The organism is Pseudidiomarina aquimaris (genome assembly GCF_003987395.1).
GTDB classification, from domain to species: Bacteria; Pseudomonadota; Gammaproteobacteria; order Enterobacterales; family Alteromonadaceae; genus Pseudidiomarina; species Pseudidiomarina aquimaris.
The window spans coordinates 285,986-311,378 of sequence record NZ_PIPT01000002.1 but is presented as its reverse complement, the minus strand read 5'-3'; the positions used below and the strand labels follow the sequence as shown (position 1 = coordinate 311,378).

The following is a 25,393-nucleotide window of genomic DNA, read 5'->3' as shown; positions in this document are numbered from 1 at the left end:
GAAGTTGCCGCAATTCGCAGTGTCGCCGGGCACAATTACAATGCCGAGCACCCCAGCGCTTGGCTCGAGCGCAATTTGCGCTCGCCGCATCACTCATGCTCTGCGGCAGCTTTGGTGGGTGGCGGCTCGCCGCCGCAACCAGGAGAGATTTCCTTAGCACATAAGTCGCTGTTGTTCCTCGACGAGCTCCCTGAGTTTTCGCGACATGTGCTCGATTCGCTGCGTGAGCCGTTGGAGTCAGGGCAGGTGTCGATCAGCCGCGCCGGTTACCAAGCGACTTTCCCCGCGCAATTTCAGTTAGTCTGTGCTTTGAACCCCTCTCCATGTGGACATTTTGACGGCACCTTAGCGAGTGCCCGCGCCACGCCTGATCAAATAACCCGCTACCTCGGCCGGCTTTCGGGGCCGCTGCTGGATCGCTTGGACATGCAAGTCGAGGTGCCGCGACAGCCCGATGTTCTGAAACAGCAGCATCAACAGCAAGAGCCGCAGACGCCAAAACTGCGCAAGCAAGTCGTTAAAGCTCGGGTGCTACAAATGCGACGCCAAGGCTGCCTCAACTCGGAACTCAAAACGGCGCAATTGGCAGAATTTTGTCGCTTGAGCGATGACGATCATAGCTTTCTCGTAGCAGCTATCGAGCGATTCAAGCTTTCGCATCGCGCCTATCATCGGGTTTTGCGCTTAGCTCGCACTATCGCTGATGCTGCCGAGGTGGAACACATCAACAAAACCCACCTGGCCGAAGCGCTCAGCTACCGCGCGCTGGACCGGTTGCTGCAACAGTTACAGGAGCTCTGATGTTATTTGCAAATCTGACATCCAAAGTTATACTTAGGTATAACATTGCTAGGGAGGTCATTATGTCAAAAGTAACACTTCGCAAATCAGGCGGGGCGACCATCGTTAGCTTACCCAAGGCTATTTTGGAGACGCTTGATCTGGATGTTGGAGCTGAGCTGGAGCTAAGCATCAATGATCGGCAACTGGTATTGACCCCCGTAAAGAAGAAGCAAACGCTGGAACAATTGCTTGCTGATTGCGACGCGAAAGCTTTTGCTCGTACTGAAGAAGATGAGGAGTGGCTGGCGTCACAGCCTGTGGGTAAGGAGTTGCTCTAGATGTATATTCCAGATAAGGGCGATATTATCCAGCTTTCGTTTGACCCCAGTGCAGGACGCGAAATTATGAAGTATCGCCCTGTGTTTGTTATTTCGCGGAAGGTTTTCAATGCAAAAACAGGCTTGGCTGTAGTTGCGCCCATCACTTCGACCATCCGTAACCATCCCCTTGAGGTACTATTGTCTGAAGACAATGAAACTTCTGGCGCTATTTTATTAACGCAACTCAAGTCGGTCGACTACAACGCACGAGCTGTGAAGTTTGTTGAGAAGGCGCCAATTCACATCACCCAACGGGCAACTGAACTGGCACAGCTTATTCTAAGTTAGGCGTACAAAGCGTCGCGAAAAGCCGTAACGATTTGCTCAATAGCGTTTGCAGGAATACCTAAGTGAGTGACGAGGCGCATGCGCTGGGCCGCGCCGACCACAATGTCTTGTTTACGTAAGTGGTCACTCACTTTGAGGGCACGCTCCGCAGACTCGAAGTTCACATAGACCATGTTGGTTTGTGCGGGCTCAACGCGAATGCCTTTTAGTTGGCTCAGACCCTCGGCTAGCGCTAAGGCATTGGCGTGGTCATCGGCTAAGCGTTCCACATGGTGATCAAGTGCGTAGTCCATCGCCGCCGCGACAATACCTGCTTGACGCATACCACCGCCAAGCATCTTACGCCAACGGTATGCGCGCTTAATGAAGTCGCGATCACCAACTAAAACCGAACCAATCGGTGTACCGAGTCCTTTCGAGAAGCAAATCGAGACGCTATCGAATGGCGCGCATAGGTTAGCAAGTGACTTACCCGTGGCAACTACGGCGTTAAAGACGCGTGCGCCGTCCAAGTGTAAGTTCAGGCCGTGTTTATCGACCAATGCTCGCGCTTGCTGCATATAGGTGTGCGGAATCACTTTGCCGGTATGCGTATTCTCAAGCGCTAACAACCGTGTGACTGGAAAGTGCGGGTCATCAGGCTTAATCCGCTTTTCGACAGCGGCTAAATCTAAAGTGCCGTCGGCCTCTATTTCAAAGGGCTGCGGCACAATACCACCCAGCACTGCTGCGCCGCCGGCTTCGTAGCGATAGGTGTGGTATTCCTGACCGACGAGATATTCCTCGCCACGTTGGCAATGGCTGAGCAACGCCAACAAGTTGGTTTGCGTGCCGCTACTGGCAATGAGCGCTGCCTCTTTACCAGCCATGGTCGCCACACGCTCCTGCAAGGCGTTAATAGTCGGGTCGTCGCCAAAGACATCATCACCGACAGGCGCTGCCGCCATAGCTTCGCGCATGGCTGCCGTGGGTTGCGTTACGGTATCGCTACGTAAATCAAGAATCACACACTGCTCCTTCACACAAATTAAGGATTGTAGCCCCAAGCCGCAGGTGGCTCAGCGATCGGTTGCGACAGGTCCACAGCCACTCTGAATTCGCGCCCTGGGCGGGTGAGCTCATAATACATGGTCTCGCCTTCAAACGAGATGATCCACGTGTTGGCCGTCGAGACATCGAGGCCGTTCAGCGTAAATAGGGCCTTACTTGCTTCATCAACGGGGAAGGCTTGCATGTTTGCTTCACCGCTCGCTACGGTATGGCCGCCATAGGGCGATACGTCATCCGGCGTACCGTCTTCATGCAGATGAATATGCTGGAAATCAATGCCTTGCTCGGTACGGGTTAAAACCCAGGTACGCGAGCGATCTTCACCCACGTGGAGCGGCATACGTATGACGTTCGCTTCGCAGTCGCGAATGTGTACCACTAGGTCTTGCTGCCATGCATCACTGGGTTGGTTATCAGCGACAACTTCGGCGGCGTAAGCTTTACCACAGTAGGGTTGGAACTTTGCCATAAAAGCATCGTGAGGTGATTGTGAGGACGGTTGGCAACCCGCGACAGTTAGTGTCGCACAGGCAACAAAACCGGCTTTGTAGAGTAGAGATGAAAGTGTCATGAGGCCCCCTTGGGCAATTGATTCGTCAATGATGAAACTAATGTGCCATAACTTATAGCAAAAAGCATGATGCAACGAGCACCTGTGATTGGCATCTTAGGGCGGCATCGTGCGATAATGCGGCAACTTTGCAAAGAGAATGGACCAAATAACATGCGAGTTTATCAAAACGTACTCGAAATGATTGGCAACACGCCAATGGTGAAAGTTAGCAACATGGATACCGGCCCTTGTGAGCTGTATCTGAAATTAGAGCTGATGAACCCAGGTGGCTCGATCAAAGATCGAATTGCGGTCAGCATGATTGAAGCCGCTGAAAAAGAAGGCAAGCTCAAGCCAGGCATGACCATCATCGAAGCGACCGCTGGTAATACTGGCCTTGGACTCGCATTGGTTGCCGCCAGCAAAGGCTATCCATTGAAAATTGTCATGCCAGATAAAATGTCGGCAGAAAAAGTGAATAATTTGAAAGCCATGGGTGCTGATGTGGTTCGGACTCGTTCAGACGTGCAAAAAGGCCATCCAGAGTATTACCAAGACATGGCCGCACGCATGGCTGAAGAGAATGGCTACTTTTATGTCAATCAATTTGCCAATGAAGCCAACGTAAAAGCGCATTATGAAACCACAGGTCCCGAGATTTGGAATCAAATGGAAGGTGACCTTGATGCGTTTGTTTGTGGTGTGGGTTCTGGCGGTACACTTACCGGTATTGGTCGCTATTTGCGCGAGCAAAACGCTGACATCGACTTAGTTTTGGCTGACCCAGAGGGCTCAATTTTAGAACCGCTGGTAAATCGTGGCGAAACAGTGGAAGCGGGAAGCTGGCTGGCAGAGGGTATTGGTGAAGATTTTATTCCTGACATCTGCGACATCAAGCTGGCGAACAAAGCTTATGCCGTGAGCGATAAAGACGCCTTTAGCACTGCGCGCGAATTACTAGTGAAAGAGGGCGTTATGGTGGGCTCATCAAGCGGTACTTTGATCACCGCAGCACTGCGTTATTGCCGTGAACAAACCGAACCGAAGCGTGTGGTTACCCTAGCATGTGATACCGGTAACCGTTACCTATCGAAACTGTATAACGATGAGTGGATGGCCGCTCAGAATCTGCTGGAGGAGTAAGTAATGGCAGACGCTAAGAAGATGAAATTTGCAACCAAAACCATTCATGGTGGTCAGGCTCCTGAGCCGGCGACTGGCGCAGTCATGCCGCCAATTTTTACTAGCTCTACGTACATTCAAGAGAGCCCTGGCGTGCATAAAGGTTTTGAATATTCGCGTTCGCACAACCCGACTCGCTTCGCGTGGGAGCGGGCTGTTGCCAGTCTTGAAGGCGGTAGCCGTGGCTTTGCTTTTGGTTCAGGCATGGCGGCAACTTCAACCATCATGGAATTGCTGGATAGCGGCGACCATGTCGTTGCTATGGACGATCTCTATGGCGGTACTTTCCGTTTATTCGACAAAGTGCGTGGCCGCTCAGCAGGGCTAGACTTTTCTTATGTCGACTTGAGTGACATCAGCGCTGTAGAAGCAGCGATTACTGATAAGACCCGTATGATTTGGGTTGAAACGCCAAGTAATCCAATGCTTAAGCTGGTCGATATCGAAGCGATCGTCAATGTGGCTAAAGGCCGCAATATCATCGTCGTGGTCGATAACACTTTTGCGACGCCATACAACCAACTGCCGTTGGCGCTCGGTGCTGACATCGTCATGCACTCGGCAACTAAATACTTGAATGGCCACTCGGACATGGTGGGTGGCGTTGCTGTTGTTGGTGACAACGAAGAACTAGCCGAAAAGATGGCGTTCTTACAAAACTCAGTAGGCGCTGTTGCCGGTCCATTCGACAGCTACTTAGCCTTGCGTGGTCTGAAAACATTGGCGTTGCGCATGAAAGCGCATAACGAAGCTGCGATGACCATCGCCAAATGGTTGGAGCAACACCCAGAAGTCGAAAAAGTCATCTTCCCTGGACTGGAAAGTCATCCGCAGCATGAATTGGCGAAGCGCCAAATGTCAGGCTTCGGCGGTATGATTTCAATTTTACTGAAAGGCGATATTGAGAAGGCGCGTCGCTTCCTCGAGAACGTGGAAATCTTCGCCCTTGCTGAGAGCCTTGGTGGCGTTGAAAGCTTGATCGAGCATCCTGCGATTATGACCCACGCATCGATTCCAAAAGAGAACCGTGAAAAACTCGGTATTCTCGACAATTTCGTGCGTATTTCAGTGGGTATTGAAGATGTGGAAGACTTGATTGCAGACTTAGATCAAGCTCTAAACGCTTGATATTACAGTAGCATTTACATTCTTTTACAATTGCATGAAGTTACGGTAGGCTAATCCGACACTAAAAACAGACATAAAAACAAGGGTTATCCTATGCCTCTTAGCCTTCTTTTATTACAAGGTTTAGTGGCGGCATTGTTGTTTTATGTGCTGGTCGGTCGTCATTATCGCCAGCCATTGTGGAGTATGCTTGCCGTACTATTGTGTGGAATGGTTCCACCGCTGAATTGGATGTTATTACTCACTGCTGTGGGTGTGCGTATGTGGCGCAAACCTGCCGCAGTGATGACACTCAAACACTAAACGTATACAACGAGAGCCCTAAATGCGTCCTGTCGATTCTGCCTTACGACCTTTCCATTTAGCTATCCCCGTCGACGACATTGCTCGCGCCCGCGAGTTTTATGGCGCTATTCTTGGCTGCAGCGAAGGTCGCTCAGCTACAGAATGGGTTGACTGGAATTTCTACGGCCACCAACTGGTGACCCACCTCGCACCCGAACGTACTGGTGTAGCTCATCACAACCCTGTCGACGGTCATGCCGTGCCAGTTCCGCATTTTGGTGTGGTGCTGACGATGGAGGATTGGCGTGAACTTGCGGATCGTGTGGCTGCTGCTGGTATCAAGTTCGTTATCGAGCCGCATATTCGTTTTGAAGGTCAGCCGGGCGAACAGGCAACGATGTTCTTTTATGATTTCAGTGGTAATGCGTTGGAGTTTAAGGCGTTTGCCGATTTGTCGGGGCTCTTCGCTAAATAGCGAAGAGCGTTGTTTGCTATTCGCTGTTTGTTGTTTGTTTAAAGCGAAACACTAGAGCGAAAACCCTAATCCTCAAGATTTAACGCAGTTGCCGCCGGAGAGGATGACGCCGACGTGTTTTTCCTTGAAGATGTCGGGGTAGCGTTTCAGGGCCGCGATGACGGTGGCGCTGCTGGGCTCTATCCACATGCCTGTGGTTTCCTCCACTAACTCTTGCGCGGCTTTTGCTTCAGCGTCGTTGACCAGTAAGATATCCGTGACTTTTTCTTTGATAATGGCAAAGGTATGTTTGCCTAAGCTGGTCAAAAGGCCGTCGCAGATGCTTTGCGGTGGCATGGCAGGCTGTATTTCACCCTTTTCCAATGACTGTTTACCATCGGCGGCAAGCTCAGGTTCGACACCACAACAAAACGCATCATAATGCTCCGCGACCAAGCAACTCCCGCTTAGCAATCCACCGCCGCCGAGTGGCGTTACGACACCCCACAGGTGCGGATATTCTTCAAACAGTTCTAACGCCGCTGAGCCTTGCCCAGCGATGATATCGGGATGGTCGTAGGGTGGAATGACAATGGCGTTTTGTGCAAGCTGTTCCGCAATAAAGGCTTCTCTCGCCTCCATCCCCGGCTCGATTGCAATAATGTTGGCGCCATAACGCAACATGTTGCTCCGTTTCACTGGCGAAGCATTGTGTGCAACGCCAACCGTGACAGGCACACCCAGCATTTGGCAGGCAGCTGCGAGCGCCGCGCCATGATTACCGGAAGAGACCGTGACGACGCCTTTTGCCCGTTGTTCTGGCGAGAGTTGCAGTAGGGCATTGCAGGCACCGCGAAACTTAAAAGCACCACTTTTCTGTTCATTTTCGCACTTCAGATAAACTTGGCAGCCCAACGCAGAATTCAATGCTTGGCTTTGTTTCACCGGCGTTCGCAACGCCCGCGCAGCAATCCGATCCGCCGCCGCACTCACTTGCTTAAAATCAACCATGACGCACCCTGTAGCCCGCAGTTCTACTGCGGGGAAAATCTGAAACTACTCGCATGACTTGAGTGTACTGACGAAAATCGCAGGGTACAATCCTTTATCTTTGCTATACTGTGTTAACTATTCACACAGGAGATTGTCATGGCGAATTCATCTAGATCGCGGACAACAAGCATCACGATAGGTACTCATCTTGATGAGTTTGTCGAAGAGCTTGTGAATTCGGGACGCTATGGCTCAACCAGCGAAGTAGTGCGTTCGGCGTTGCGTTTGTTGGAGCAGCAAGAAGCGCAAGTCAATGCCTTGAGATATGCATTAGAAGCTGGCGCCGCAAGCGGCGAAAGCGAATTATCGCTTGATGCGATTGCGCAGCAAGTGAAACGTACCCATGGGCTATAAGTTATCGCGTCTAGCGGCGACAGATTTTGCCAATATTTACGGCTACACCTTAGTTCAGTTTGGCGAAAAACAAGCAGATAAATACCTTCATGAACTTAAGCAAAAGCTTGAAATCCTTGTTGCTCACCCGCAATTGGGACGTAGTTGTGAGGAATTATTTACGGATTCATTAGGTGACCTACGTCGGCACGAGCATCATCATCATACGATTTATTATCGATGCGACACGGACGACATTTTTGTTGTGCGAATTTTACATCAGCAAATGAATGCATCGAATTACTTAGCTAGAACATCAGATACAGATTAAGGACAACACTTTGGCACTTAACACTTTTCAACGACTGCGCGAACTCGATTTTGGTTATCAGGTCTTGGCGGCTCTGTACTTATGTGAGCGTATGTACCCAAATTATGAGCTGTTTCATCAGGTGACAGGGTTTGGCGATCCGCAGCCTCTGCGTGGTGCTTTGAATGCTTGCTGGGATTGGAGTTGGCAAGGCAAAAAGGTCAAAGTGAATTTCAGTCGTTGGCAAGAGAAAGTCGACGATGTGACACCAAGTGAGCATGGTCACGATATGTTGGGAGTGTACCCGGCGATGGATGCCTGCACTGCGATCAGTATTATGCTGCAAGGCTTTATCGACAAAAACGAGGCCGACCTCGTCAGCGTCGCTAAAGTATCGCAAGCCGGCGTAGCTAAATTCTTAGAGCTGACTGAAGGTGCCGACATGGAGCCCGAGGAGCGCCGTCAAATGCTCCGCGAGCATGAGCTGGCGGTGTACGAAATCGAAGTTCAGCAAGCGCTGGTCGACTTTTTAGAGGCGATGCAAGCGAGTAAAGCACCACCAAGCCAAGCGATGGTGCGACAGCTACAAGAAATGGTCGTGACCGAGGGCATCACCAATATTGGTATGGAACGCGATAGCGAAAGCTAAGACTGTTGTTTCCGCTGAGGCTGCGCTTGCACAATGGCGAGCCAACCAATCACGCCAAACAGTAGAATCTGCCAATAATCACCGCGACGCCACTGAATGTGCTCGCGGTAGACGGTTGCAAACATCAGCAATTGCAACAAGTGCAGCGCGATTAGCAAAAACAGTAAGATCAAGAACAACGCATAACCCTTACCAGGAAACGGCCAAACGAGGTTTGCGAGCATCGCGCCCCAAATCACCGCAAAAACAACACGGCCAATCCAAACTAATGCACTCATTCTGTTTCCTCTTGCTCGGAAGCGACGGCGCCGACTAAAAAGAGTCGATAGCAAACCTGTCCAGCTACTTTTTCACGTTCTAACTGCCAATTTTCTGGCACTTGCAGTGGCCATTCTTTTTCAGTTTCTACATAGACCCAACTCCCTTCGGCGACATAACCATTTTGTTGCAGTAGTTCGCAACTTGGCGCGGCTAAGTCACTTCTGAAAGGAGGATCGACAAAAACAATCGCAAATGGGGCTGGTGCCTCAGTTTTTAACGACTGCAGGGTGTCCACTTGTGCTACGGATAATGTTCCCGTGCACTGCGGGTTAAGGTCTTGGGCGTGCTGGCGGAGCAGTTGCGCCGCTTGCCGTTGTTGCTCAAAAAGGACGACTTCATCAGCGCCGCGTGAAAGAGCTTCAAAGCCCAATGCTCCTGTTCCCGCAAAAAGGTCAAGGCAACGTTGGCCGGCTATTTCAAACTGTAACCAGTTAAACAGTGTCTCACGCACGCGGTCGGTGGTCGGGCGCAGGCCAGGCAAGTCTGCGATGGCTAGCTTACGGCCGCGCAAAGTACCGCCAATAATACGCAGTTGGCTGACGCTGTTTTTCTGCTTGTTTGCCTGCCGTCGCATGCTAAAGTAACCCTCAATTCAGACTGTCGCGAGCAGCAAGTGCAGGTGCCGTCGGCCAGCGTACATGTTAAACTGGCGCCATTGTAAACTGACTCGCAGTGAACTTCCAAAGGTAAACAAGGCATGGCAAAAGGATCATTTTTTTCGCGTTTGTTCAAAAAGGATAAAGAGGAAGCGCAGCAGGACAAAAGCGAACAGCAGGACTCGGCATTTGTAAATGAAAACCCAGTCAACGAACCTGAGCAAGACGAAGCTTTAGAGAAAGCGTCCTCGGAACCCGAGCCTTTTGTGAATGAAGCACCGGTGAATGAGGCCATTCCAGATGATGTGACGCCAGAACAGGTTGATGAAATTGATGAGAAGCGCAGGTCTGAAGACGATGAAAAACCTTCAGTGTCGGAAATGGTTGCGCCGGACGCCACCGAAATTTGTGCACAAGTCACTGCCGAGAGTCACGCTGGCCAACCACTACCGCAGCCAGAACCCGAGCCAGAACCCGAGCCTAAGCCCGCCAAAGAGCAATCAAAACCAAGCCTTTGGAAACGTTTAACAAGCGGTTTGAAGAAAACCTCAACAGCAATCGGCGACGGCCTGTGGGGCATTTTCAAAGATAAAAAGATCGACGACGAGTTATTTGAAGAACTCGAAACGCAGTTGCTCACAGCTGATATCGGCGTACCCACAACCATGCGTATCGTCGAGCGTTTAACCGAACAGGCTGATCGTCGCCAACTTAAAGACGCCGAAACCCTCTATCAATTACTCCAAGACGATATGGTTGAGATTCTTAAAGAGGTTGAGCAACCCCTCGAATTACCGCAGCAGGCGGAAGGCCCGTATGTGATCTTAATGGTCGGTGTGAACGGCGTCGGTAAAACGACAACAATCGGAAAGCTGGCACAGCAGTTCCGTCAGCAAGGCAAATCGGTCATGTTAGCAGCGGGGGATACCTTCCGTGCCGCTGCAGTTGAACAGTTACAGGTATGGGGCGAACGTAACGACATTCCGGTAATTGCACAACACACTGGCGCTGACAGTGCTTCGGTAATTTATGACGCGGTAGCCGCCGCAAAGGCGCGTAATGTTGATGTCTTAATTGCCGATACCGCAGGTCGATTACAGAACAAAGCACACTTGATGGACGAGCTGAAGAAAGTCGTACGCGTAATGAAAAAACTCGACGAGCATGCCCCCCATGAAGTCATGCTGACCTTAGATGCGGGCACCGGACAAAACGCAATTAGCCAAGCCAAACTTTTTACTGAAGCGGTAGGCGTGAGTGGTATTACGCTGACTAAGCTTGATGGCACGGCAAAAGGCGGCGTGATTTTCGCCATCGCCGACCAATTCAACATTCCGATTCGCTATATTGGTGTGGGTGAGGGGATTGATGACTTGCGTCCATTTGAGGCGAAGCCTTTCGTGCAGGCCTTGTTCCAGAAAGCAATTGAGGATCAGAGAGAGGAGCCACAAGGCGAATGATTCAATTTGAGCAAGTCAGTAAAGTCTACCCCGGCGGCTTTCAAGCGCTAAAAAACGTGAGTTTTTCGCTTGCTGCTGGTGAGATGGCATTTTTGACCGGCCATTCCGGTGCCGGTAAGAGTACTGTACTAAAGCTCATCAGTCTTATGGAACGCCCAACCACAGGGCGCGTGCTGATTAATGGTCATGATTTAAAACGTATTAAGCGTAAACAAATTGCCTATGCGCGTCGTGATATTGGCATGATTTTCCAAGATCACCGCTTGTTAATGGATCGCACTGTATTCGACAATGTAGCGCTGCCGCTCCTGATTGAGGGGTATAGCATGAGTGAGGCGCGCAAACGCGTGCAGGCTGCGCTCGATAAAGTCGGCTTGGCGGACAAAATTCGGCATTACCCGATGATGTTGTCGGGCGGTGAGCAACAGCGTGTCGGCATCGCGCGCGCAGTTGTAAATAAACCGCCACTCCTGCTCGCTGATGAACCTACCGGTAACCTTGACCCTAAGCTTTCCGCAGAAATCATTAAGCTGTTCGAGGAATTCAATCGCGTGGGCGTTTCGGTGCTGATAGCCACCCATGATTTAAGCCTGATTGCGCGGATGCGCTATCGTACCCTGACGTTGAAAGATGGCCGCATGATTGACGATGGCTTGGCGGAGGAACCGGCATGAGTGTACTATTTCGTTCACGCCAGCAAGGTGCACAGCAGGTAAAAATTTCCGCTTGGCGGCGCTTCGTTACCTTCTGGCTGCATCACGCCCAGCAATGTATTGGCAGTTTAGGTGAACTCGCGCGTTACCCGTTTGCTTCATTGATGACGATGGCGGTATTAGGCCTTAGTTTAACCTTGCCGGCGACACTCTATGTGATTGTTAAAAACACTGATAGCGTGGGTGCAAACTTTCAAAACGCGTCAGAGATAACGGTTTTTCTTCGTCAGGATCTCGACGATCAAGCGGTGACGACGTTTGCCAAGCGTATCGAGCTAAATCCTGCTGTTGCCGAAATCAAATTAATCGAGAAAGAAGCCGCACTGGCCGAATTTCGTGAGCGTTCTGGTTTTGGCGATGCCCTCGAAACACTTGATAGCAATCCATTGCCTGATGTGTTGTTGGTGACGCCGCATGCCAATCATCGTGCACCAGCCGCCGCTGAGGCTCTGTTACAGGAGTTAAAACAACAACGCGAAGTCGATGAAGCACGCCTAGATGTGGGGTGGCTGCAACGCTTTGAAGCAATTGTGCAACTCATTCGCGACGGCTTCTTAGGCTTGGCATTACTACTGTGTATCGCTGTTGTTCTCATTGTCGGCAACACGATTCGCTTAAATATCAGTAGTAAGCGTGATGAAATCATGGTGATGAAGTTGGTCGGTGCAACGGATGCCTATATTCAACGGCCCTTTTTATATACCGGACTGTGGTATGGCATTGTTGGTGGAGTCATTACCTGGCTTGCAACAGCGGCATTACTCTGGTGGTTAAGTGGTGCGGTACGTAACATTGCTGATCTCTATGAAAGTCAATTTCGTTTAACTGGGTTAAATCTGGCTGAAATGGGCGTCATTTGGGGCCTCGCTATTGGTTTAGGGTTGTTAGGATCGCACATAGCTGTAAGAAAACATGTCAGAGCTATTGAACCCCAGTAAAATAGCCCCATGTATGTAATAAGATGATCACAAGGATCCCATTGTCAGCAGCGTCAGATTTGCTAGAATGAGGGAACTTTCAGGCCGAAAAAGTGTCTGAATCGGTGGCTGCAAAAGCAATCCAGAGACCGCAGTCACCAGCAAAGAGAGGATGTTGTTGCATGAGCACTGAAATGACAAACATGGCATTAGCAGTACCGCAAGGTGGCGGAAGCCTTGAGGCCTACATTTCGTCGGTCAACCGCATTCCTATGCTTACTGCTGAAGAAGAGCATGATTTAGCGGTACGGTTAACCGAAGAAAACGATTTAGAGGCTGCTCGCCAGCTCATCATGTCGCATTTACGCTTCGTGGTGCATGTGGCGCGTAGTTATTCAGGCTATGGCTTACCGCAAGCTGACCTGATTCAAGAAGGTAATATTGGCCTAATGAAAGCCGTGCGTCGCTTCGACCCATCGGTTGGCGTGCGCTTGGTGTCATTTGCCGTGCACTGGATCAAAGCTGAGATTCACGAGTACGTGCTGAAAAACTGGCGCACCGTGAAAATCGCAACCACCAAAGCACAACGCAAATTGTTCTTTAATTTGCGTAAGATGAAAAAACGTCTTGGTTGGTTCACCCAAGAAGAAGTGAACAACGTTGCCGAAACACTCGGCGTGAGCACCTCAGAAGTGATGGAAATGGAAGCGCGCATGAGTGCTCATGACCAAGCTTTTGAATTGAGCTCCGACGATGACGACGCGCGTGAAGGTTCTACCTATTCACCAGCGCAGTACCTTGAAGACAAGCGCTCTGACTTGGCTGAAGAAATCGAGCAAGAGCAGTATCAAGCCTACACACAACAGCGTTTGTTGTCGGCAATCAAAACGCTTGATGAGCGCAGCCAAGATATCGTGCGGGCACGTTGGTTAGACGAAGACAACAAAACCACACTGCAAGAGCTTGCTGACAAGTATGAAGTTTCTGCAGAACGTGTACGTCAGCTCGAAGCGAATGCGATGAAGAAGTTACGCATGGCCATGGCGTAAGCCATGGAATGCAGAGTCGGTTGCGGTGCCTGTTGCATTGCACCGTCCATAAGCTCGCCAATACCAGGAATGCCAGCCGGGAAACCCGCTGGCATTCGTTGTATTCACCTCACTGAAAATAACCTCTGCGGTATATTTCATCATCCCGACCGCCCGCAAGTGTGTGCTGACTTTGCTGCCGAACCTACGGTTTGTGGTACAACACGTGACGAGGCACTCATCTTACTCACCAAACTTGAAAACGAAACTTCTTAGTCGACGGGGTGCCAGCAGTACGAGTTGCTAGTTTTTGATGAGGCATCCGGTAGGCAGAGTAGCTCAGAAAAATAAACCAGCTCGTAGGGACGGCCTTGTTTGACCGCAAGCTCTTGTAAAAACTGCAGCGTCGTTGGGTAGGGATGGCCGATGACAATAGCGTAACCTTGATTCTCGGCTATCAGTTCGACGCGACGCCAGCGCTCCGCAATTGCTTCAAGGCTTGGAGCGTTGTCGAGGAAAACATGGCGGCGATTGCTGGGTATCCCGACTTGGCGTGCAGTCGCTTCCGCCACAGTTGCCGCACTTGTGCGACTATCAAGAAAATACATCTGGCGCTGCTTAAGCGCATCCATTAACCATTCCATCTGCAGCGCCTGTGCGGTCATCAGGCTGCCTTGATGGTTATTAAGCCCCTGCGCTTGAGGCAAGCGCGAAAACGCAGCGCTTAATGTCGCAAGGAATTGTGCTTTGGTATCCTCGAGGTCGAGTACTTCTTGCGCCTGCGCGGGCATTGATTCGGGCTGCATGGGCATGTGGATCATGACTTCATGTCCGGCCTCAGAAGCCTGCGTAGCCAGCTCTTCAGCTTTGGCGCTGAACGGCATGATGGCGAGAGTCAGTGGGTAATCAAGTTCAGTAAAAGCAGTATTACTGGCATGATGACCGAGGTCATCGATAACAATAGCGATACGCGGTTTTACCTGTGGAGTTTCGACGGGAGGGCCTGCATTTGAGTTTTCCTTGGCAGCAACCAATGGCAGGTGCAGCACTGTAAGTATTGCTATGAACTGCAGCATCTAGCGTACCCACTGTGTGGGATTGACGGGATCACCTTTGAGGCGGATCTCGAAATACAATGCCGGGCTCTCACGCCCACCACTTTGGCCAACCCGGGCAATTTCTTCGCCGCGGCGGACCACTTCACCCACATTAGGTAACAACGTCTGATTATGGCCGTAAAGACTCATGTAGCCGTCGCCATGGTCAAGCACTAACAACAAGCCAAAGCCTCGCATCCAATTGGCGTAAATAACACGGCCATCGGCAATTGCTTTCACGGGTGTGCCCTCTGCCGCGTCAATTAATATGCCTTTCCATTTCACTCCACCGCTGCGTGAACGGCCAAAGATGCGTTGCACGTTACCTTGCGTCGGCCAGCTCATTTTACCCTTGAGCTGGCGCAGCCCATCAAGTTGTGGTTCGTCTCGGAGTGCAGCGATAATCGCTGCTAAGACGTTCTCAAGTTCGCGTTGGTCTTGCTCGAGCTGTGCCACGCGTGATTGATCTTGGCGTTGCTCCTGAGCAAGTTGACGGACGAGTTTTTGTTGCTCGGATTTCTCTTGTTCGAGGCGCTGCTGTTGTTGCTCTTGTTGTTGTTTCTGCTGTGCGAGCTGCTGTTGCTCACTGGCCACCTGCGCGGTTACTTCTTCAAGTTCTGCTTGCGTGGCTTTCAGTTCATCTAGCTTCTGTAATCGCGCGCGATTGAAATAGCCGTAGTAGCCATGCAACCGCTCGATTTCAGCCGGTTCCTCTTGGTTAAGAATAAGCTTCAGCAGGTCGTGTTCGCCAATACGGTAGGCCATATCGACTTGCTTCGCCAGCCACTGTTGTTGCTGCTTTTGCTCGGCGATAAGTTGCCGTTGTTGCTGTTGCAGTTGATCAATGCGTTGGTTGGTGCGTTGCAAAGAGGTGGCGAGCTCAGCGAGTTGGCTCGCAACTGCTGCAATACGTTGGTCGAGTTGCTGAACTTGCTTTTCGGTGGCGCTGAGTTCGCGTGCCCGCTGTTGCATCGCAGCGGAACGCCGCTCTAACTCGCGAGCGATTGCATCAATGCGTGCTTGGGTTTCGGCGGCGGTTTCCTGACTGGCATTTTGCCATGCGCTGCTCTCTGTTGTTACTAACAACAGCAAGCTGATAAGGAGCGCACGCATGGCAACTGTCATCATTTTAAGGTAACAATCGGCTTACCGGTCATTTCTTCCGGTTGTTCCAGGCCAAGCAGATGCAGCATAGTGGGGGCCACATCCGACAGTGTACCCCCTTCACGCGCAGTAGCGTCCCGACCGACATAAATAAATGGTACGAGTTCGCTGGTATGGGCTGTGTGCGACTGTCCAGTGCTGTGATCTTGCATCTGTTCGGCATTACCATGATCGGCAGTGATAAGACATTCGCCACCGACTTTATGTAGCGCGTCAACGACACGTTTAATCGAACGGTCGACCGCTTCGACGGCCTTAACTGCAGCGTCAAAGTTACCAGTGTGACCGACCATATCGCCATTTGGATAGTTACAGATGATGACATCTTGTTGGCCACTTTCGATGGCTTCGATGAGTTTGTCAGTAAGCTCTTCACTACTCATTTCTGGTTGCAGGTCGTAGGTTGCCACCTGAGGTGAGGGCACCAAAACGCGTGTTTCACCGTCAAATTCTTGCTCGCGGCCACCACTAAAGAAGAAGGTGACATGCGCATATTTCTCGGTTTCGGAAATACGCAGTTGTGAATAACCTTGTTTAGCTAGCCATTCGCCGAGCACGTTATTCAACTCTTCGGGCGGGAAAGCGACCTGGCTTTGGATATCTTTTGCATACTCAGTCAGCGACACATAAGCGGCGAGTTGCGGACGACGTGCTTGGGTAAAGCCGTCAAAACCATCAGTGACAAAGGCATGACTCAGTTCGCGCGCGCGGTCGGCGCGGAAGTTCATAAAGATCACGCTGTCGCCATCTTGAATGGGCGCGGCGTCGCCAATACGGGTTGGCTTCACGAACTCGTCGCTTTCGTCGCGTTCATAGGCTTGCGCTAAGCCAACGCCGGCGCTGTCGGCATGAAATGACGCTTGACCTTCAACGACCACTTGCCATGCTTGTTCCACACGATCCCAACGCTTGTCACGGTCCATTGCATAGTAGCGACCGCAAAGGCTGGCAAAACGACCGACACCGAGTTTGCTAAAGAGTTGTTCGAAGCGCTCAATGGTAGGCTTTGCAGAACGTGGCGGGGTGTCACGACCATCTAGAAAAGCGTGAACATAGACCTGTTTAGCGCCGCGCTGTGCGGCGAGCTCGACCATGGCGAGCAAATGGTCTTCATGGCTGTGCACGCCGCCTGGCGAAAGCAAGCCCATGATGTGCACGGCGCCATGGTTATTCACAGCAGCGTCGACGGCGTTGACTAAGGTACTGTTGTGAAAGAAATCGCCATCGGCAATCGCTTTACTGATACGGGTAAAATCTTGATAAACCACACGACCTGCACCCAAGTTGACGTGACCTACTTCGGAGTTGCCCATTTGCCCGTCGGGTAAGCCAACGGCCATCCCTGAACCATCCACTAAGGTATGTGGGTAGTTTTTCCAGAGCGCATCCATGGTTGGTGTGTTGGCAGCAGCGATAGCGTTGTCTGCTGCCGCTTCACGGTGGCCCCAACCGTCAAGAATTAAAAGGGCTAATGGAGTGTGCGGCTTCGCCATGAAACATCCTCGGAGTTGCTTGCTTTTAGGTTGTGCTTGATAAGTCATTAGTTTATGCGATTTTCCGCCGCAACGCATCCGCTGTCGGTCGAAATGCCACCAAATTTTACTGGTAACTGACATTTCAGGCGGTATACTCTTGTGCTTGATTTTTTCAGTAGGAGTAGTGAATAACCATGGATCAACTTCTTGCTTTTGCCGCCGACCACTATTTGATGAGTATTTTATGGGTGGTCTTGCTGATTGCGATAATTGTCTCTTATGTTTCCGCGGCCACTTCAAAAGTGAAAGCCTTGTCAGCACAAGAAGCGACCTTACTTGTCAATCGCAATGACGGCGTGTTTGTTGATATCCGTTCGGTAGACGAATATCGCAAAGCACATATCCATGGTGCGATCAATTTACCCTCTGAGCGGATCCGGAAAAATGATACGGCTGCACTTGATAAATATAAAGCTGCCCCCATCGTGGTAGTATGTGCAACCGGCATGACCGCAAAAGCAGCTGCGCAGCAGCTCACAAAAGCGGGCTATGAAAACGTTGCCTTATTACAAGGTGGAATCTCTGCCTGGCAGGGCGCTAGTTTTCCGCTCGTTAAAAAATAATTTTGTCTTTTCGTATAGTTAATAGGAAGTATTACCATGGCTGATGAACAGCAAGTAAACGGCGCAGCACAAGACGCAGCGCAACAGCAACAAGCATTCGCAATCCAACGCATCTACACTAAAGATGTTTCTTTTGAATCGCCAAATGCACCTGAAATTTTCCGCAAAGAGTGGCAGCCAGAGCTGAACCTTGACCTGAACGTCAAGAACGAAAAGCTTGAAGACAACACCTATGAAGTTGTTTTGAAAATCACTGCGACCAACAAAGTCGGTGACGACGTTGCATTTTTGGCTGAAGTTCATCAAGCCGGTATCTTCACTATCGCTGATTCAATTGAAGAAGCGCAACGCGCTCAATTGCTTGGCGCATTCTGCCCGAACATCTTGTTCCCATACGCACGTGAGTGTTTGGCAAGCCTGGTAAGCCGCGCAACGTTCCCACAATTGAACCTTGCTCCGGTAAACTTTGACGCAGTCTTTGCTCAGCACGTGCAGCGTCAGCAGCAACAAGCAGCTGAACAAGCAGACGCGTAAGTTAGTTGGTTCTCTAAGCCACTAATGAAAAATACTCAAGTTACAGTGCTAGGCGCCGGTTCTTATGGAACTGCCCTAGCACTTTGTTTTGCGCGCAAGGGCAGTCCCATCTGCCTGTGGGGGCGTGACCCTGAACAGGTTCGAACTATGGCAGAAGAGCGCGAAAACAAGCGCTATTTGCCGGGTATCGAGCTGCCAGACGCGCTCAAGGTCACCAGCGATTTAGCTGAAGCAGTTGAAGATGCGCGTAATATTGTGGTCGTGGTACCAAGTAGCGGCTTCGCTGAAGTCTTGCATGACATCAAGCCGCTGTTACGCAGTGATGCCCGCATCGCTTGGGCAACGAAAGGCCTCGAACCTGGTACAGGGCGCTTGTTATTTGAAGTAGCCGAAGAAATTCTCGGTCATGAACACGCGCTTGCGGTGCTTTCGGGACCCACTTTCGCGATGGAAATGGCGAAAGGCTTGCCGACCGCGATTTCTATGTCGTCGACTGATCCTGACTTCGTGCAAGAATTGTCTGATTTATTGCATTGTGACCGAAGCTTCCGCGTCTACACCAATGATGACTTTATTGGTGTTCAACTCGGTGGCGTCGTGAAAAATGTGATCGCCATCGGCGCGGGTATGGCTGACGGTATAGGTTTTGGTGCTAATGCGCGGACGGCACTTATTACCCGTGGTCTTGCCGAGCTCACACGTCTCGGTTTGAAGTTAGGGGCGAAGCCAGAAACCTTCACGGGTATGGCGGGTCTTGGTGACTTGATTCTCACCTGTACCGATAACCAATCACGCAACCGGCGCTTTGGATTAGCTCTGGGCAAGGGTAAAAGCGTCGATGAAGCGATGAAGTCAATTGGACAGGCTGTCGAAGGGTATCGCAATACCAAAGAAGTGGTGATGTTGGCGCGCCGGAATGATGTCGAGATGCCGATTTGCGAGCAAATCTACGATGTTTTATACGGTGATACCACGCCTCAGCAGGCGGCAATTAACCTGCTGAGTCGCGCGAAGACATCAGAGTAATTGGTGTGCAATGGTTTGCCATTGCGCATCAAATTCTAACGTTGGCTTGAGCTTGAATTCGGACCGCACAAACTGTGCGATTTTGCCATCGGCATAGGCCATCAATAAATTCGCCAGAACCGCCTCGTCCAGTCGCGCTTGCACGTTCTCACGTAAACGCCGCTCTCGTAATGCCTGCTTGATGTTCGATTCGATCTTGGTGAAAAGGTTTTGCACGCGTGAACGTAAACGCTCGTGTTCCCCCATCAGCGCATCACCGGTAAGAACTCGCGTAATGCCTGGGTTGCGTTCGATGAAAGTCAGCACCACCCGCAGCATCATTTCACAGCGCACCAAGGTGTCTTTTTCGACTTCCATCACTTGGTTGATACGACTTAACACCGCTTCTTCCGTAAACTCTATGAGCCCTTCGAACATCCGCGCTTTAGAAGGAAAGTGCCGATAAAGAGCCGCTTCTGAAACACCTAGCTCGGCTGCCAAGCTTTTAGTTGTGATGCGCTGGCCAGGGCTGGTTTCTAGCATGTGCGCGAGCGTAGCAAGAATCTGCTCTTTGCGATTAGGTTTACTTGTCATTAGTGATTTCTCTCTCCATATAATTCACCTGCTTGACGCAAGATAGCTTCGGCAATCGTTAGCTTTGGTGCGCGATCGAGCGCTTTTTGCTCAAGTTCGCCCTTCGCGTTATGCCAGAACAACGTCATGGCATTTTCATCACTGTTGAAACCAATACTGCTGTCGCTTACGTCATTGGCAGCAATTAAGGCTAACTTCTTGCGTTTGAGTTTGTCGGCAGCGTAATGAGCGACGTCCTGAGTTTCTGCAGCAAAGCCGACACACATTGGCGGCTGAGGGCGGTTGGCAATGGTTGCTAAGATATCTGGGTTTTTTACTAGCTCGAGTTGCATCGTATCCGCATTTTTCTTGATTTTATCGGTTGCGACGGCGGCGAGGCGATAATCAGCTACGGCGGCGCAGGCGATAAAGATTGCAGCATCGGCGACATGAGCCTCGACCGCGTCGAGCATCTCCTGCGCGCTTTCGACCGCGACGAGGTTGACGCCCTCAGGTGCTGCGAGCTGAGTGGGGCCACTCACTAACGTCACATTAGCCCCAAGCCGCTGCGCTTGCGCGGCAAGAGCATAGCCCATCTTGCCTGAACTGTGGTTGCTTAGATAGCGAACTGGGTCAATGGCTTCACGCGTTGGTCCTGCGGTGATAAGGATATTCAAGCCGCGCAGCGGGCTATCTTTGGGGGATAGTAAGTCTACCACGGCGTCACGCAAGGCAAGCGGTTCTGGCATACGCCCAGCGCCAATATCGCCACAGGCCTGAGAGCCGCTGTCAGGCTCAATCACATGTACGCCAAGGGCGTGAAGTCGGCTAATGTTGTCCTGTACGGCGGGTGCTGACCACATTTGCTGATTCATTGCCGGGGCGACCATGATCGGGGCCGTTGTTGCTAAGCAAAGGGTACTAAGTAAGTCACCGGCAAAACCATTCGCCAAACGAGCGACGGTGTTGGCGCTGGCGGGTGCGATGAGGATAACGTCGGCCCACTTGGCTAGCTCAATATGGCCCATCGCTGCTTCTGCCGCGGGGTCGAGCAAGTCATCATGAACCGGGTGCCCAGAAACCGCCTGCAAGCTCAGGGGAGTGATAAAAGCATGCGCACCTTTGGTCATTACGACGCGAACAATAGCGCCTACGTCGCGTAACCGCCGAACCAGATCAGGGCTTTTGTAAGCGGCAATACCACCGCTAACAGCTACCAGTACATGGCGGCCTGATAGCGCTGTAGAAAGGCTTTCCGTCATAGTGAGTCCTTACGTAATCTTTACGCGATAAGATAGCATGAGGCGCTTATAAGATGCGAATCAAAATAAATGTAAATAACTTGTTTGTATTATTTGTCCCTGTTACGATTGTGGTCCAATGAAACGGAGATGATTATGAAACATTTTATCTTAGCGGCATTTGTCGCTGTTTTTGCTGCTGGTTGCGCTAGCAATGGTGACGCCGAGCAGCAAGCCGCCGCTACCAATGACGCAACTGCAGAAGAAACAACAGAAACTGCAGATGCAAAATTTGTTTGCAGTGCGGAACATGTAGTGGGTACTAACTTCAAACGTCGTCGCTGCCGCACGAAAGAGCAAGTTGCGCAAGACCGTGAAGAGGCTCAACGTGAGCTTTCCAACATGCAGCGCAGCGGTATGGAAGCTCCTATCGATAACTAATTTCGATGGGTGCAAAGCGCACAAAAATTGATGATTGCCATCGCCAAAAGCCACCGTTAGAGTGGCTTTTTTGTTTCTAACATGAAACACCGTTCAAGGAGGAACACATGGCAACAGTGAAGGCATGGCCGGTAGGTGAGCGCCCGCGTGAAAAGCTGGCAGAAATGGGGGTTGCGGCACTAAGCGATGCCGAACTATTGGCTATTTTGTTGGGTACTGGCGTGCGCGGTAAAGACGTGGTGACCTATGCGCGCGACCTGATGGCGGAATATGAAGGCATTGGTGGCTTACTTGGCGCCCCAGCCGCGGATCTTTTGCAGCAGCAAGGGATGGGCCCAGCACGGGTTATGCAATTGCAAGTCGTGATGGAAATTTCACGACGCTATTTGGCTTGGCAGTTACGCCGTGACGATGGCTTTACCCAGCCGGCAATGGTGCGCGACTATCTAACTTCGCAACTGAGACACCAACAACGCGAAGTTTTTGTGGTGTTGCTATTGGATAGCCAACACCGACTGTTGAAGTACGTCGAACTGTTTCATGGCACCATAAACGCGGCTCCGGTCTATCCTCGTGAAATTATAAAACTCGTCATGCAACACAACGCCGCCGCCGTGATTTTGGCGCATAATCACCCTTCAGGTGTAGCGGAACCCAGCCAAGCCGATCAACGAGTCACCGAACGTTTAAAAAAAGCCCTGTCGATGATCGATGTAGCGCTGCTGGATCACTTTGTCATAGGCAGCGGGCAGCCAGTTTCATTTGCCGAACGCGGTCTGTTGTAGTAGAGTAGCGCCACCATCTGAAACGATCAAAAAGATCAAAAAATAACGCTTATCTCTTGATTACCGAGCCGGTTTACTGTATAAAATGCGCCCTCGGATTCAAGGCAAGGCCGCGATGGGCGACAGGCGAGCTTGAAGCAATTTTTGGAGTAAAAAACGATGTCACGAGTATGTCAAGTTACAGGAAAGCGTCCGGTTACCGGTAATAACCGTTCTCACGCGCGCAATGCGACCAAGCGTCGTTTCCTGCCGAACCTACAATCTCACCGCTTCTGGGTAGAATCAGAAAAGCGTTGGGTGAAGCTGCGTATCTCTACTAAAGGTATGCGTATTATCGATAAAAACGGTATCGACACTGTGCTTGCAGATTTGCGTGCACGTGGCGAAAAAGTGTAAGGAGCTAAACCATGCGCGATAAGATTCGTCTAGTTTCTTCTGCCGGTACTGGTTTCTTCTACACTACCGACAAGAACAAGCGTAACATGCCAGAAAAATTCGAGATCAAAAAATTTGATCCGGTTGTTCGCAAGCATGTGATGTTCAAAGAAGCGAAAATTAAGTAATTCGTTTTTTTGTGCGATAAATTGAAAAACCCAGCTTCGGCTGGGTTTTTTGTATCTGCCAGCTGACTTTATGAAGTAGGGTCGACCAAGCCACCGATGCTGGTATTAAGACGATACCAGCCGGTAATACTGAAGCGATCTCGCAGGCCCGCGAGAACTTCATGAACAAACACGTCACTGAGAAACACCACTAGCTTGCCGGCTTCCGGTAGTACAGTCTCAAGCACTTCGCCACGCTCGCCATAGATAACAAGCTGGCCGCCGTCGGCTTCTTGCCATTCAGAATTGAGATAAAAGACCGTGGTCAAGATGCGATTGCTGCGCCCTTTGAATGCGTCTAAGTGCTTACGATAGAACGCACCTGGCGGGTAATGGGCTAGGTGACATTCATAGTCGAATAAGCCCATAAATAGCTCACGATTAAGCTGCACCCGAAGCTGATCCATCATCTCTAGATATGCGTTCTCTAAGGGTTCTTGTGCGCTTAACCAGCGGATTTTATCTTGGCGTACCGCGGTATTGGTGGTGTAGTTGTCGGAGCGGCCGATGCCCGCCTGCTGCCAGGCCTGCGGTGCCAATTGTTGCGCATAGTCATAAAGCGCCGAACATTGGGAGCGTGGCAGGAAATTCGGTACAATGACATAGCCGTGCTCAGCCAATTGGTCGATATCAATCGCGTCGGTGGCGAAGTCGTCGGCCGCAAGTCGAGCATCCGTTAAAGTCATGAGCGATGTACCTCCGAATTTTCGGCGGAATATAATGAACCTCGAGCTTAAACACAAGAGAAATTAAATGCCAGAGTTACCCGAAGTTGAAGTCAGCCGGATGGGCATTGCGCCGCATCTTGAAGGGCAGCAGATCGATAAAGTCGTGGTGCGAGATAAGCGCCTGCGTTGGCCCATACCTGAGCACGTGGAAAACTTTGCTGGTGCGCTGATTACTCAGGTGGAGCGGCGAGCGAAATACCTTATTTTGCATACAGATAAGGGCTATCTAATTCTGCATTTGGGCATGTCGGGTAAGTTGCGCGTAGTGCCAAGTGATAGTTTGGTAGTAAAGCACGATCACTTTGATTTACAGCTAACGAATGGCCAATGTCTACGTTTCAATGACGCCCGCCGTTTTGGCTGTGTGTTAGTGAGTGATGCACATCCCGGCCTAGACCATCCTTTACTTCGTGAGCTTGGCCCCGAGCCACTTACCGAAGCTTTTACGGCAGATTATCTGCATCGTCAGTCACGGGGCAAGCAGCAGTCCATCAAGACCTTCATTATGGACAACCATGTTGTCGTTGGGGTCGGCAATATTTACGCCAATGAGTCGTTGTTTAAAGCGGGGATCCATCCGAAGCGCGCGGCAGGGAAAGTTAGCCTTGCGCGCTACCAGAAGCTGGTTCCAATTATTAAAGAGATTTTGACTGCGGCGATAGCGCAAGGCGGAACCACCTTACAGGACTTTACCCAAGCTGATGGTAGCCCAGGCTATTTCAAGCAGCACTTAAACGTCTACGGACGCGGTGGCAAGCAATGCATGGTGTGTAAAAGCGAATTAAAAGAAATTCGCTTAGGCCAGCGGAGTACCGTTTACTGCGCGCAGTGTCAACGTTGAGAAAGGTCCTGAAAGAAGCTTGTCCAAGCCGCTAAAAAAGCCTCAGGGTCACTGATAAAAGGCGCATGGCTGCAATGCGGGGCAATGTAACTTTGGCTTGCTGGCGCCAGTTGCTGCACTTGTTTATCGATCTTTGCTGGTACTAACGCATCCAAACGCCCATAGATGCGAAAAAAGGGTATCTCGATATGTTTCAACTGCGCGCGTAAATCGACTTGTGCAAGCATATCGAGTCCAGCATCTAAGACTTCAACGCTCGCCATAGGCTTGCTAAATAGCCACTCTTTGATTGCTTTTACATCCGCTTTCGCATGCGGGCTTCCTAGCGACTGCAGCGCTAAGAACCGCTCAACCGTGCGGCGAAAGTCTTTGCTGAGCTGCTTGCCGAATTGATTCAGAATGCTGGGCTCAATTCCAGGCCAATCTGGCTCTTGCGCTGGGAAGTACGGCGAGGAGGCGACTGTGGTTAGGCTCTGGAAGCGCTCAGGCGCATCAAGCACCAGCTGCGTTGCGACCAAGCCGCCGAGCGACCACCCTACTAAGTGGCAGCGCTCAGGTAACGCCGCTAAGGTAAGCTGGCATAGCTTGGCAAAGGTAATGGCTTCGTTTTGCGGCCATGGTGACTCGCCGTAACCCGGTAAATCCAGCCGCGTCAGGCGTCCTTGTTGGCTAAGCTGTGACACGATAGGTGTCCAAATATTCGCATTCAAGCCCCAGCCATGGAGGACGACAATATCCTCCCCGCTACCACTGACCTCAGTCCAAACCTGATCTACCATTAGATATTCCAACCCGCTCATG

Annotated in this window: 35 protein-coding genes; 23 read left to right on the top strand and 12 right to left on the bottom strand. The window is 51.0% G+C overall.

Features of this window, described 5'->3' with window-relative positions; all coding sequences use genetic code 11:
• The 3 genes from CWE21_RS04480 to CWE21_RS13410 form a co-directional block, all read left to right on the top strand.
• Positions 1–801, top strand: an 801-nt coding sequence (locus CWE21_RS04480; protein ID WP_133307017.1) for an ATP-binding protein, incomplete at its 5' end; no start/stop codon positions are given.
• Positions 802–863: 62 nt separating this feature from the next.
• Positions 864–1,121 (top strand): AbrB/MazE/SpoVT family DNA-binding domain-containing protein, encoded by a 258-nt coding sequence (locus CWE21_RS13415; protein ID WP_198675056.1) that lies wholly within the window; start codon positions 864–866, stop codon positions 1,119–1,121.
• Positions 1,122–1,451: a type II toxin-antitoxin system PemK/MazF family toxin gene (locus tag CWE21_RS13410; protein ID WP_198675055.1), complete on the top strand. Its 330-nt coding sequence runs from the start codon at positions 1,122–1,124 to the stop codon at positions 1,449–1,451.
• Here the strand turns inward: CWE21_RS13410 and ltaE are convergent.
• Positions 1,448–2,455 (bottom strand): low-specificity L-threonine aldolase, encoded by a 1,008-nt coding sequence (ltaE, locus tag CWE21_RS04470; RefSeq protein ID WP_126833271.1) that lies wholly within the window; start codon positions 2,453–2,455, stop codon positions 1,448–1,450. The genes CWE21_RS13410 and ltaE overlap by 4 nt on opposite strands.
• 23 nt (positions 2,456–2,478) lie before the next feature.
• Positions 2,479–3,072: a hypothetical protein gene (locus CWE21_RS04465; RefSeq protein WP_126833255.1), complete on the bottom strand. Its 594-nt coding sequence runs from the start codon at positions 3,070–3,072 to the stop codon at positions 2,479–2,481.
• A gap of 153 nt (positions 3,073–3,225) precedes the next feature.
• On the opposite strand from CWE21_RS04465, the gene CWE21_RS04460 reads away from it, so the two are divergent.
• From CWE21_RS04460 to CWE21_RS04445, 4 genes are all read left to right on the top strand, one after another.
• The gene (locus CWE21_RS04460; protein WP_126833254.1) at positions 3,226–4,197 is read left to right on the top strand and encodes a PLP-dependent cysteine synthase family protein; all 972 of its coding nucleotides are present in this window, start codon (positions 3,226–3,228) and stop codon (positions 4,195–4,197) included.
• 3 nt (positions 4,198–4,200) lie between these two features.
• Positions 4,201–5,364 carry a cystathionine gamma-synthase gene (locus CWE21_RS04455; RefSeq protein WP_126833253.1) on the top strand — a complete coding sequence of 388 codons (1,164 nt, stop codon included), beginning with the start codon at positions 4,201–4,203 and terminating at the stop codon, positions 5,362–5,364.
• A 93-nt stretch (positions 5,365–5,457) separates the two neighbouring features.
• The gene (locus tag CWE21_RS04450) at positions 5,458–5,667 is read left to right on the top strand and encodes a hypothetical protein (RefSeq protein ID WP_126833252.1); all 210 of its coding nucleotides are present in this window, start codon (positions 5,458–5,460) and stop codon (positions 5,665–5,667) included.
• Positions 5,668–5,689: 22 nt separating this feature from the next.
• Positions 5,690–6,124: a VOC family protein gene (locus tag CWE21_RS04445; RefSeq protein ID WP_126833251.1), complete on the top strand. Its 435-nt coding sequence runs from the start codon at positions 5,690–5,692 to the stop codon at positions 6,122–6,124.
• A 72-nt stretch (positions 6,125–6,196) separates the two neighbouring features.
• Here the strand turns inward: CWE21_RS04445 and CWE21_RS04440 are convergent, their stop codons facing one another.
• Positions 6,197–7,114, bottom strand: a complete 918-nt coding sequence (locus tag CWE21_RS04440; protein WP_126833250.1) for a threonine/serine dehydratase family protein — start codon at positions 7,112–7,114, stop codon at positions 6,197–6,199.
• A 138-nt stretch (positions 7,115–7,252) separates the two neighbouring features.
• On the opposite strand from CWE21_RS04440, the gene CWE21_RS04435 reads away from it, so the two are divergent.
• The 3 genes from CWE21_RS04435 to CWE21_RS04425 are packed head-to-tail and all read left to right on the top strand — an operon-like array spanning position 7,253 to position 8,448.
• A complete protein-coding gene (locus CWE21_RS04435) occupies positions 7,253–7,510 on the top strand; it encodes a type II toxin-antitoxin system ParD family antitoxin (protein ID WP_126833249.1) in 258 nt (85 codons plus the stop codon).
• Complete coding sequence (locus CWE21_RS04430) at positions 7,500–7,820, top strand: type II toxin-antitoxin system RelE/ParE family toxin (protein WP_126833248.1); 321 nt, start codon at positions 7,500–7,502, stop codon at positions 7,818–7,820. The genes CWE21_RS04435 and CWE21_RS04430 overlap by 11 nt, the downstream gene beginning before the upstream one ends.
• Positions 7,821–7,830: 10 nt before the next feature.
• A complete protein-coding gene (locus CWE21_RS04425) occupies positions 7,831–8,448 on the top strand; it encodes a YjaG family protein (RefSeq protein WP_126833247.1) in 618 nt (205 codons plus the stop codon).
• On the opposite strand, the gene CWE21_RS04420 is transcribed toward CWE21_RS04425, so the two are convergent.
• Positions 8,445–8,726, bottom strand: coding sequence for a DUF1145 domain-containing protein (locus CWE21_RS04420; RefSeq protein WP_126833246.1), 282 nt, complete (start codon positions 8,724–8,726; stop codon positions 8,445–8,447). The genes CWE21_RS04425 and CWE21_RS04420 overlap by 4 nt on opposite strands.
• The gene (rsmD, locus tag CWE21_RS04415; protein WP_126833245.1) at positions 8,723–9,343 is read right to left on the bottom strand and encodes a 16S rRNA (guanine(966)-N(2))-methyltransferase RsmD; all 621 of its coding nucleotides are present in this window, start codon (positions 9,341–9,343) and stop codon (positions 8,723–8,725) included. Before rsmD ends, CWE21_RS04420 begins: the two co-directional genes overlap by 4 nt.
• Before the next feature lie 123 nt (positions 9,344–9,466).
• On the opposite strand from rsmD, the gene ftsY reads away from it, so the two are divergent.
• The 5 genes from ftsY (at position 9,467) to CWE21_RS04390 (ending at position 13,759) form a co-directional block, all read left to right on the top strand.
• A complete protein-coding gene (gene ftsY, locus CWE21_RS04410; protein ID WP_126833244.1) occupies positions 9,467–10,825 on the top strand; it encodes a signal recognition particle-docking protein FtsY in 1,359 nt (452 codons plus the stop codon).
• Positions 10,822–11,499, top strand: coding sequence for a cell division ATP-binding protein FtsE (ftsE, locus tag CWE21_RS04405; RefSeq protein ID WP_126833243.1), 678 nt, complete (start codon positions 10,822–10,824; stop codon positions 11,497–11,499). The genes ftsY and ftsE overlap by 4 nt, the downstream gene beginning before the upstream one ends.
• On the top strand, positions 11,496–12,476 hold the full coding sequence (gene ftsX, locus CWE21_RS04400) for a permease-like cell division protein FtsX (RefSeq protein ID WP_126833242.1): 981 nt from the start codon (positions 11,496–11,498) through the stop codon (positions 12,474–12,476). Before ftsE ends, ftsX begins: the two co-directional genes overlap by 4 nt.
• A 161-nt stretch (positions 12,477–12,637) precedes the next feature.
• Positions 12,638–13,504 carry an RNA polymerase sigma factor RpoH gene (gene rpoH, locus CWE21_RS04395; protein WP_126833241.1) on the top strand — a complete coding sequence of 289 codons (867 nt, stop codon included), beginning with the start codon at positions 12,638–12,640 and terminating at the stop codon, positions 13,502–13,504.
• Positions 13,505–13,507: 3 nt separating this feature from the next.
• Positions 13,508–13,759, top strand: a complete 252-nt coding sequence (locus CWE21_RS04390) for a YkgJ family cysteine cluster protein (RefSeq protein WP_126833240.1) — start codon at positions 13,508–13,510, stop codon at positions 13,757–13,759.
• Here CWE21_RS04390 and CWE21_RS04385 read toward each other — a convergent pair.
• From CWE21_RS04385 to gpmI, 3 genes are read right to left on the bottom strand one after another with little or no spacing between them, the layout of a single operon-like run.
• Entirely contained in the window at positions 13,756–14,559 is an 804-nt protein-coding gene (locus CWE21_RS04385) for a divergent polysaccharide deacetylase family protein (RefSeq protein WP_126833239.1), read from the bottom strand. The two genes, CWE21_RS04390 and CWE21_RS04385, sit on opposite strands and share 4 nt — an antisense overlap.
• Positions 14,560–15,693 (bottom strand): murein hydrolase activator EnvC family protein, encoded by a 1,134-nt coding sequence (locus CWE21_RS04380; RefSeq protein ID WP_198675054.1) that lies wholly within the window; start codon positions 15,691–15,693, stop codon positions 14,560–14,562. It abuts the gene before it with no gap.
• 11 nt (positions 15,694–15,704) lie between these two features.
• On the bottom strand, positions 15,705–17,237 hold the full coding sequence (gene gpmI, locus CWE21_RS04375) for a 2,3-bisphosphoglycerate-independent phosphoglycerate mutase (RefSeq protein WP_126833237.1): 1,533 nt from the start codon (positions 17,235–17,237) through the stop codon (positions 15,705–15,707).
• Positions 17,238–17,413: 176 nt separating this feature from the next.
• On the opposite strand from gpmI, the gene CWE21_RS04370 reads away from it, so the two are divergent.
• From CWE21_RS04370 to gpsA, 3 genes are read left to right on the top strand one after another with little or no spacing between them, the layout of a single operon-like run.
• Entirely contained in the window at positions 17,414–17,842 is a 429-nt protein-coding gene (locus CWE21_RS04370) for a rhodanese-like domain-containing protein (RefSeq protein WP_126833236.1), read from the top strand.
• A 36-nt stretch (positions 17,843–17,878) separates the two neighbouring features.
• Positions 17,879–18,376 carry a protein-export chaperone SecB gene (gene secB / locus CWE21_RS04365; RefSeq protein ID WP_126833235.1) on the top strand — a complete coding sequence of 166 codons (498 nt, stop codon included), beginning with the start codon at positions 17,879–17,881 and terminating at the stop codon, positions 18,374–18,376.
• Between the two features lie 24 nt (positions 18,377–18,400).
• Positions 18,401–19,402 (top strand): NAD(P)H-dependent glycerol-3-phosphate dehydrogenase, encoded by a 1,002-nt coding sequence (gene gpsA, locus CWE21_RS04360; protein ID WP_126833234.1) that lies wholly within the window; start codon positions 18,401–18,403, stop codon positions 19,400–19,402.
• On the opposite strand, the gene slmA is transcribed toward gpsA, so the two are convergent.
• Both slmA and coaBC read right to left on the bottom strand, forming a co-directional pair.
• Positions 19,394–19,975, bottom strand: a complete 582-nt coding sequence (slmA, locus tag CWE21_RS04355; RefSeq protein WP_126833233.1) for a nucleoid occlusion factor SlmA — start codon at positions 19,973–19,975, stop codon at positions 19,394–19,396. The genes gpsA and slmA overlap by 9 nt on opposite strands.
• Positions 19,975–21,216 carry a bifunctional phosphopantothenoylcysteine decarboxylase/phosphopantothenate--cysteine ligase CoaBC gene (gene coaBC, locus CWE21_RS04350; RefSeq protein WP_126833232.1) on the bottom strand — a complete coding sequence of 414 codons (1,242 nt, stop codon included), beginning with the start codon at positions 21,214–21,216 and terminating at the stop codon, positions 19,975–19,977. Before coaBC ends, slmA begins: the two co-directional genes overlap by 1 nt.
• 135 nt (positions 21,217–21,351) lie before the next feature.
• On the opposite strand from coaBC, the gene CWE21_RS04345 reads away from it, so the two are divergent.
• From CWE21_RS04345 to rpmG, 4 genes are all read left to right on the top strand, one after another.
• Entirely contained in the window at positions 21,352–21,636 is a 285-nt protein-coding gene (locus CWE21_RS04345) for a hypothetical protein (protein WP_126833231.1), read from the top strand.
• A gap of 107 nt (positions 21,637–21,743) precedes the next feature.
• Positions 21,744–22,421 carry a RadC family protein gene (gene radC / locus CWE21_RS04340; RefSeq protein WP_126833230.1) on the top strand — a complete coding sequence of 226 codons (678 nt, stop codon included), beginning with the start codon at positions 21,744–21,746 and terminating at the stop codon, positions 22,419–22,421.
• Between the two features lie 159 nt (positions 22,422–22,580).
• Positions 22,581–22,817: a 50S ribosomal protein L28 gene (gene rpmB / locus CWE21_RS04335; RefSeq protein ID WP_126833229.1), complete on the top strand. Its 237-nt coding sequence runs from the start codon at positions 22,581–22,583 to the stop codon at positions 22,815–22,817.
• An 11-nt stretch (positions 22,818–22,828) separates the two neighbouring features.
• Positions 22,829–22,984: a 50S ribosomal protein L33 gene (gene rpmG, locus CWE21_RS04330; RefSeq protein ID WP_007420939.1), complete on the top strand. Its 156-nt coding sequence runs from the start codon at positions 22,829–22,831 to the stop codon at positions 22,982–22,984.
• A gap of 68 nt (positions 22,985–23,052) precedes the next feature.
• On the opposite strand, the gene CWE21_RS04325 is transcribed toward rpmG, so the two are convergent.
• Positions 23,053–23,709, bottom strand: a complete 657-nt coding sequence (locus CWE21_RS04325; protein ID WP_126833228.1) for a 2OG-Fe(II) oxygenase — start codon at positions 23,707–23,709, stop codon at positions 23,053–23,055.
• Positions 23,710–23,776: 67 nt separating this feature from the next.
• Here CWE21_RS04325 and mutM point away from each other — a divergent pair, with 67 nt between their 5' ends.
• Complete coding sequence (gene mutM, locus CWE21_RS04320) at positions 23,777–24,592, top strand: bifunctional DNA-formamidopyrimidine glycosylase/DNA-(apurinic or apyrimidinic site) lyase (RefSeq protein WP_126833227.1); 816 nt, start codon at positions 23,777–23,779, stop codon at positions 24,590–24,592.
• Here mutM and bioH read toward each other — a convergent pair.
• Positions 24,583–25,371, bottom strand: a complete 789-nt coding sequence (bioH, locus tag CWE21_RS04315; protein WP_126833226.1) for a pimeloyl-ACP methyl ester esterase BioH — start codon at positions 25,369–25,371, stop codon at positions 24,583–24,585. The two genes, mutM and bioH, sit on opposite strands and share 10 nt — an antisense overlap.
• Between the last annotated feature and the right edge of the window lie 22 nt (positions 25,372–25,393).

What these genes read in the sequence shown, in the direction of transcription:
- CWE21_RS13415 (WP_198675056.1), top strand. Translation starts at nt 864, where the DNA reads ATGTCAAAAGTAACACTTCGCAAATCAGGCGGGGCGACCATCGTTAGC.
- CWE21_RS13410 (WP_198675055.1), top strand. Translation starts at nt 1,122, where the DNA reads ATGTATATTCCAGATAAGGGCGATATTATCCAGCTTTCGTTTGACCCC.
- CWE21_RS04465 (WP_126833255.1), bottom strand. Translation starts at nt 3,072, where the DNA reads ATGACACTTTCATCTCTACTCTACAAAGCCGGTTTTGTTGCCTGTGCG.
- CWE21_RS04460 (WP_126833254.1), top strand. Translation starts at nt 3,226, where the DNA reads ATGCGAGTTTATCAAAACGTACTCGAAATGATTGGCAACACGCCAATG.
- CWE21_RS04455 (WP_126833253.1), top strand. Translation starts at nt 4,201, where the DNA reads ATGGCAGACGCTAAGAAGATGAAATTTGCAACCAAAACCATTCATGGT.
- CWE21_RS04450 (WP_126833252.1), top strand. Translation starts at nt 5,458, where the DNA reads ATGCCTCTTAGCCTTCTTTTATTACAAGGTTTAGTGGCGGCATTGTTG.
- CWE21_RS04445 (WP_126833251.1), top strand. Translation starts at nt 5,690, where the DNA reads ATGCGTCCTGTCGATTCTGCCTTACGACCTTTCCATTTAGCTATCCCC.
- CWE21_RS04440 (WP_126833250.1), bottom strand. Translation starts at nt 7,114, where the DNA reads ATGGTTGATTTTAAGCAAGTGAGTGCGGCGGCGGATCGGATTGCTGCG.
- CWE21_RS04435 (WP_126833249.1), top strand. Translation starts at nt 7,253, where the DNA reads ATGGCGAATTCATCTAGATCGCGGACAACAAGCATCACGATAGGTACT.
- CWE21_RS04430 (WP_126833248.1), top strand. Translation starts at nt 7,500, where the DNA reads ATGGGCTATAAGTTATCGCGTCTAGCGGCGACAGATTTTGCCAATATT.
- CWE21_RS04420 (WP_126833246.1), bottom strand. Translation starts at nt 8,726, where the DNA reads ATGAGTGCATTAGTTTGGATTGGCCGTGTTGTTTTTGCGGTGATTTGG.
- rsmD (WP_126833245.1), bottom strand. Translation starts at nt 9,343, where the DNA reads ATGCGACGGCAGGCAAACAAGCAGAAAAACAGCGTCAGCCAACTGCGT.
- ftsY (WP_126833244.1), top strand. Translation starts at nt 9,467, where the DNA reads ATGGCAAAAGGATCATTTTTTTCGCGTTTGTTCAAAAAGGATAAAGAG.
- ftsE (WP_126833243.1), top strand. Translation starts at nt 10,822, where the DNA reads ATGATTCAATTTGAGCAAGTCAGTAAAGTCTACCCCGGCGGCTTTCAA.
- ftsX (WP_126833242.1), top strand. Translation starts at nt 11,496, where the DNA reads ATGAGTGTACTATTTCGTTCACGCCAGCAAGGTGCACAGCAGGTAAAA.
- rpoH (WP_126833241.1), top strand. Translation starts at nt 12,638, where the DNA reads ATGAGCACTGAAATGACAAACATGGCATTAGCAGTACCGCAAGGTGGC.
- CWE21_RS04390 (WP_126833240.1), top strand. Translation starts at nt 13,508, where the DNA reads ATGGAATGCAGAGTCGGTTGCGGTGCCTGTTGCATTGCACCGTCCATA.
- CWE21_RS04385 (WP_126833239.1), bottom strand. Translation starts at nt 14,559, where the DNA reads ATGCTGCAGTTCATAGCAATACTTACAGTGCTGCACCTGCCATTGGTT.
- CWE21_RS04380 (WP_198675054.1), bottom strand. Translation starts at nt 15,693, where the DNA reads ATGCGTGCGCTCCTTATCAGCTTGCTGTTGTTAGTAACAACAGAGAGC.
- gpmI (WP_126833237.1), bottom strand. Translation starts at nt 17,237, where the DNA reads ATGGCGAAGCCGCACACTCCATTAGCCCTTTTAATTCTTGACGGTTGG.
- CWE21_RS04370 (WP_126833236.1), top strand. Translation starts at nt 17,414, where the DNA reads ATGGATCAACTTCTTGCTTTTGCCGCCGACCACTATTTGATGAGTATT.
- secB (WP_126833235.1), top strand. Translation starts at nt 17,879, where the DNA reads ATGGCTGATGAACAGCAAGTAAACGGCGCAGCACAAGACGCAGCGCAA.
- gpsA (WP_126833234.1), top strand. Translation starts at nt 18,401, where the DNA reads ATGAAAAATACTCAAGTTACAGTGCTAGGCGCCGGTTCTTATGGAACT.
- slmA (WP_126833233.1), bottom strand. Translation starts at nt 19,975, where the DNA reads ATGACAAGTAAACCTAATCGCAAAGAGCAGATTCTTGCTACGCTCGCG.
- coaBC (WP_126833232.1), bottom strand. Translation starts at nt 21,216, where the DNA reads ATGACGGAAAGCCTTTCTACAGCGCTATCAGGCCGCCATGTACTGGTA.
- CWE21_RS04345 (WP_126833231.1), top strand. Translation starts at nt 21,352, where the DNA reads ATGAAACATTTTATCTTAGCGGCATTTGTCGCTGTTTTTGCTGCTGGT.
- radC (WP_126833230.1), top strand. Translation starts at nt 21,744, where the DNA reads ATGGCAACAGTGAAGGCATGGCCGGTAGGTGAGCGCCCGCGTGAAAAG.
- rpmB (WP_126833229.1), top strand. Translation starts at nt 22,581, where the DNA reads ATGTCACGAGTATGTCAAGTTACAGGAAAGCGTCCGGTTACCGGTAAT.
- rpmG (WP_007420939.1), top strand. Translation starts at nt 22,829, where the DNA reads ATGCGCGATAAGATTCGTCTAGTTTCTTCTGCCGGTACTGGTTTCTTC.
- CWE21_RS04325 (WP_126833228.1), bottom strand. Translation starts at nt 23,709, where the DNA reads ATGACTTTAACGGATGCTCGACTTGCGGCCGACGACTTCGCCACCGAC.
- mutM (WP_126833227.1), top strand. Translation starts at nt 23,777, where the DNA reads ATGCCAGAGTTACCCGAAGTTGAAGTCAGCCGGATGGGCATTGCGCCG.
- bioH (WP_126833226.1), bottom strand. Translation starts at nt 25,371, where the DNA reads ATGGTAGATCAGGTTTGGACTGAGGTCAGTGGTAGCGGGGAGGATATT.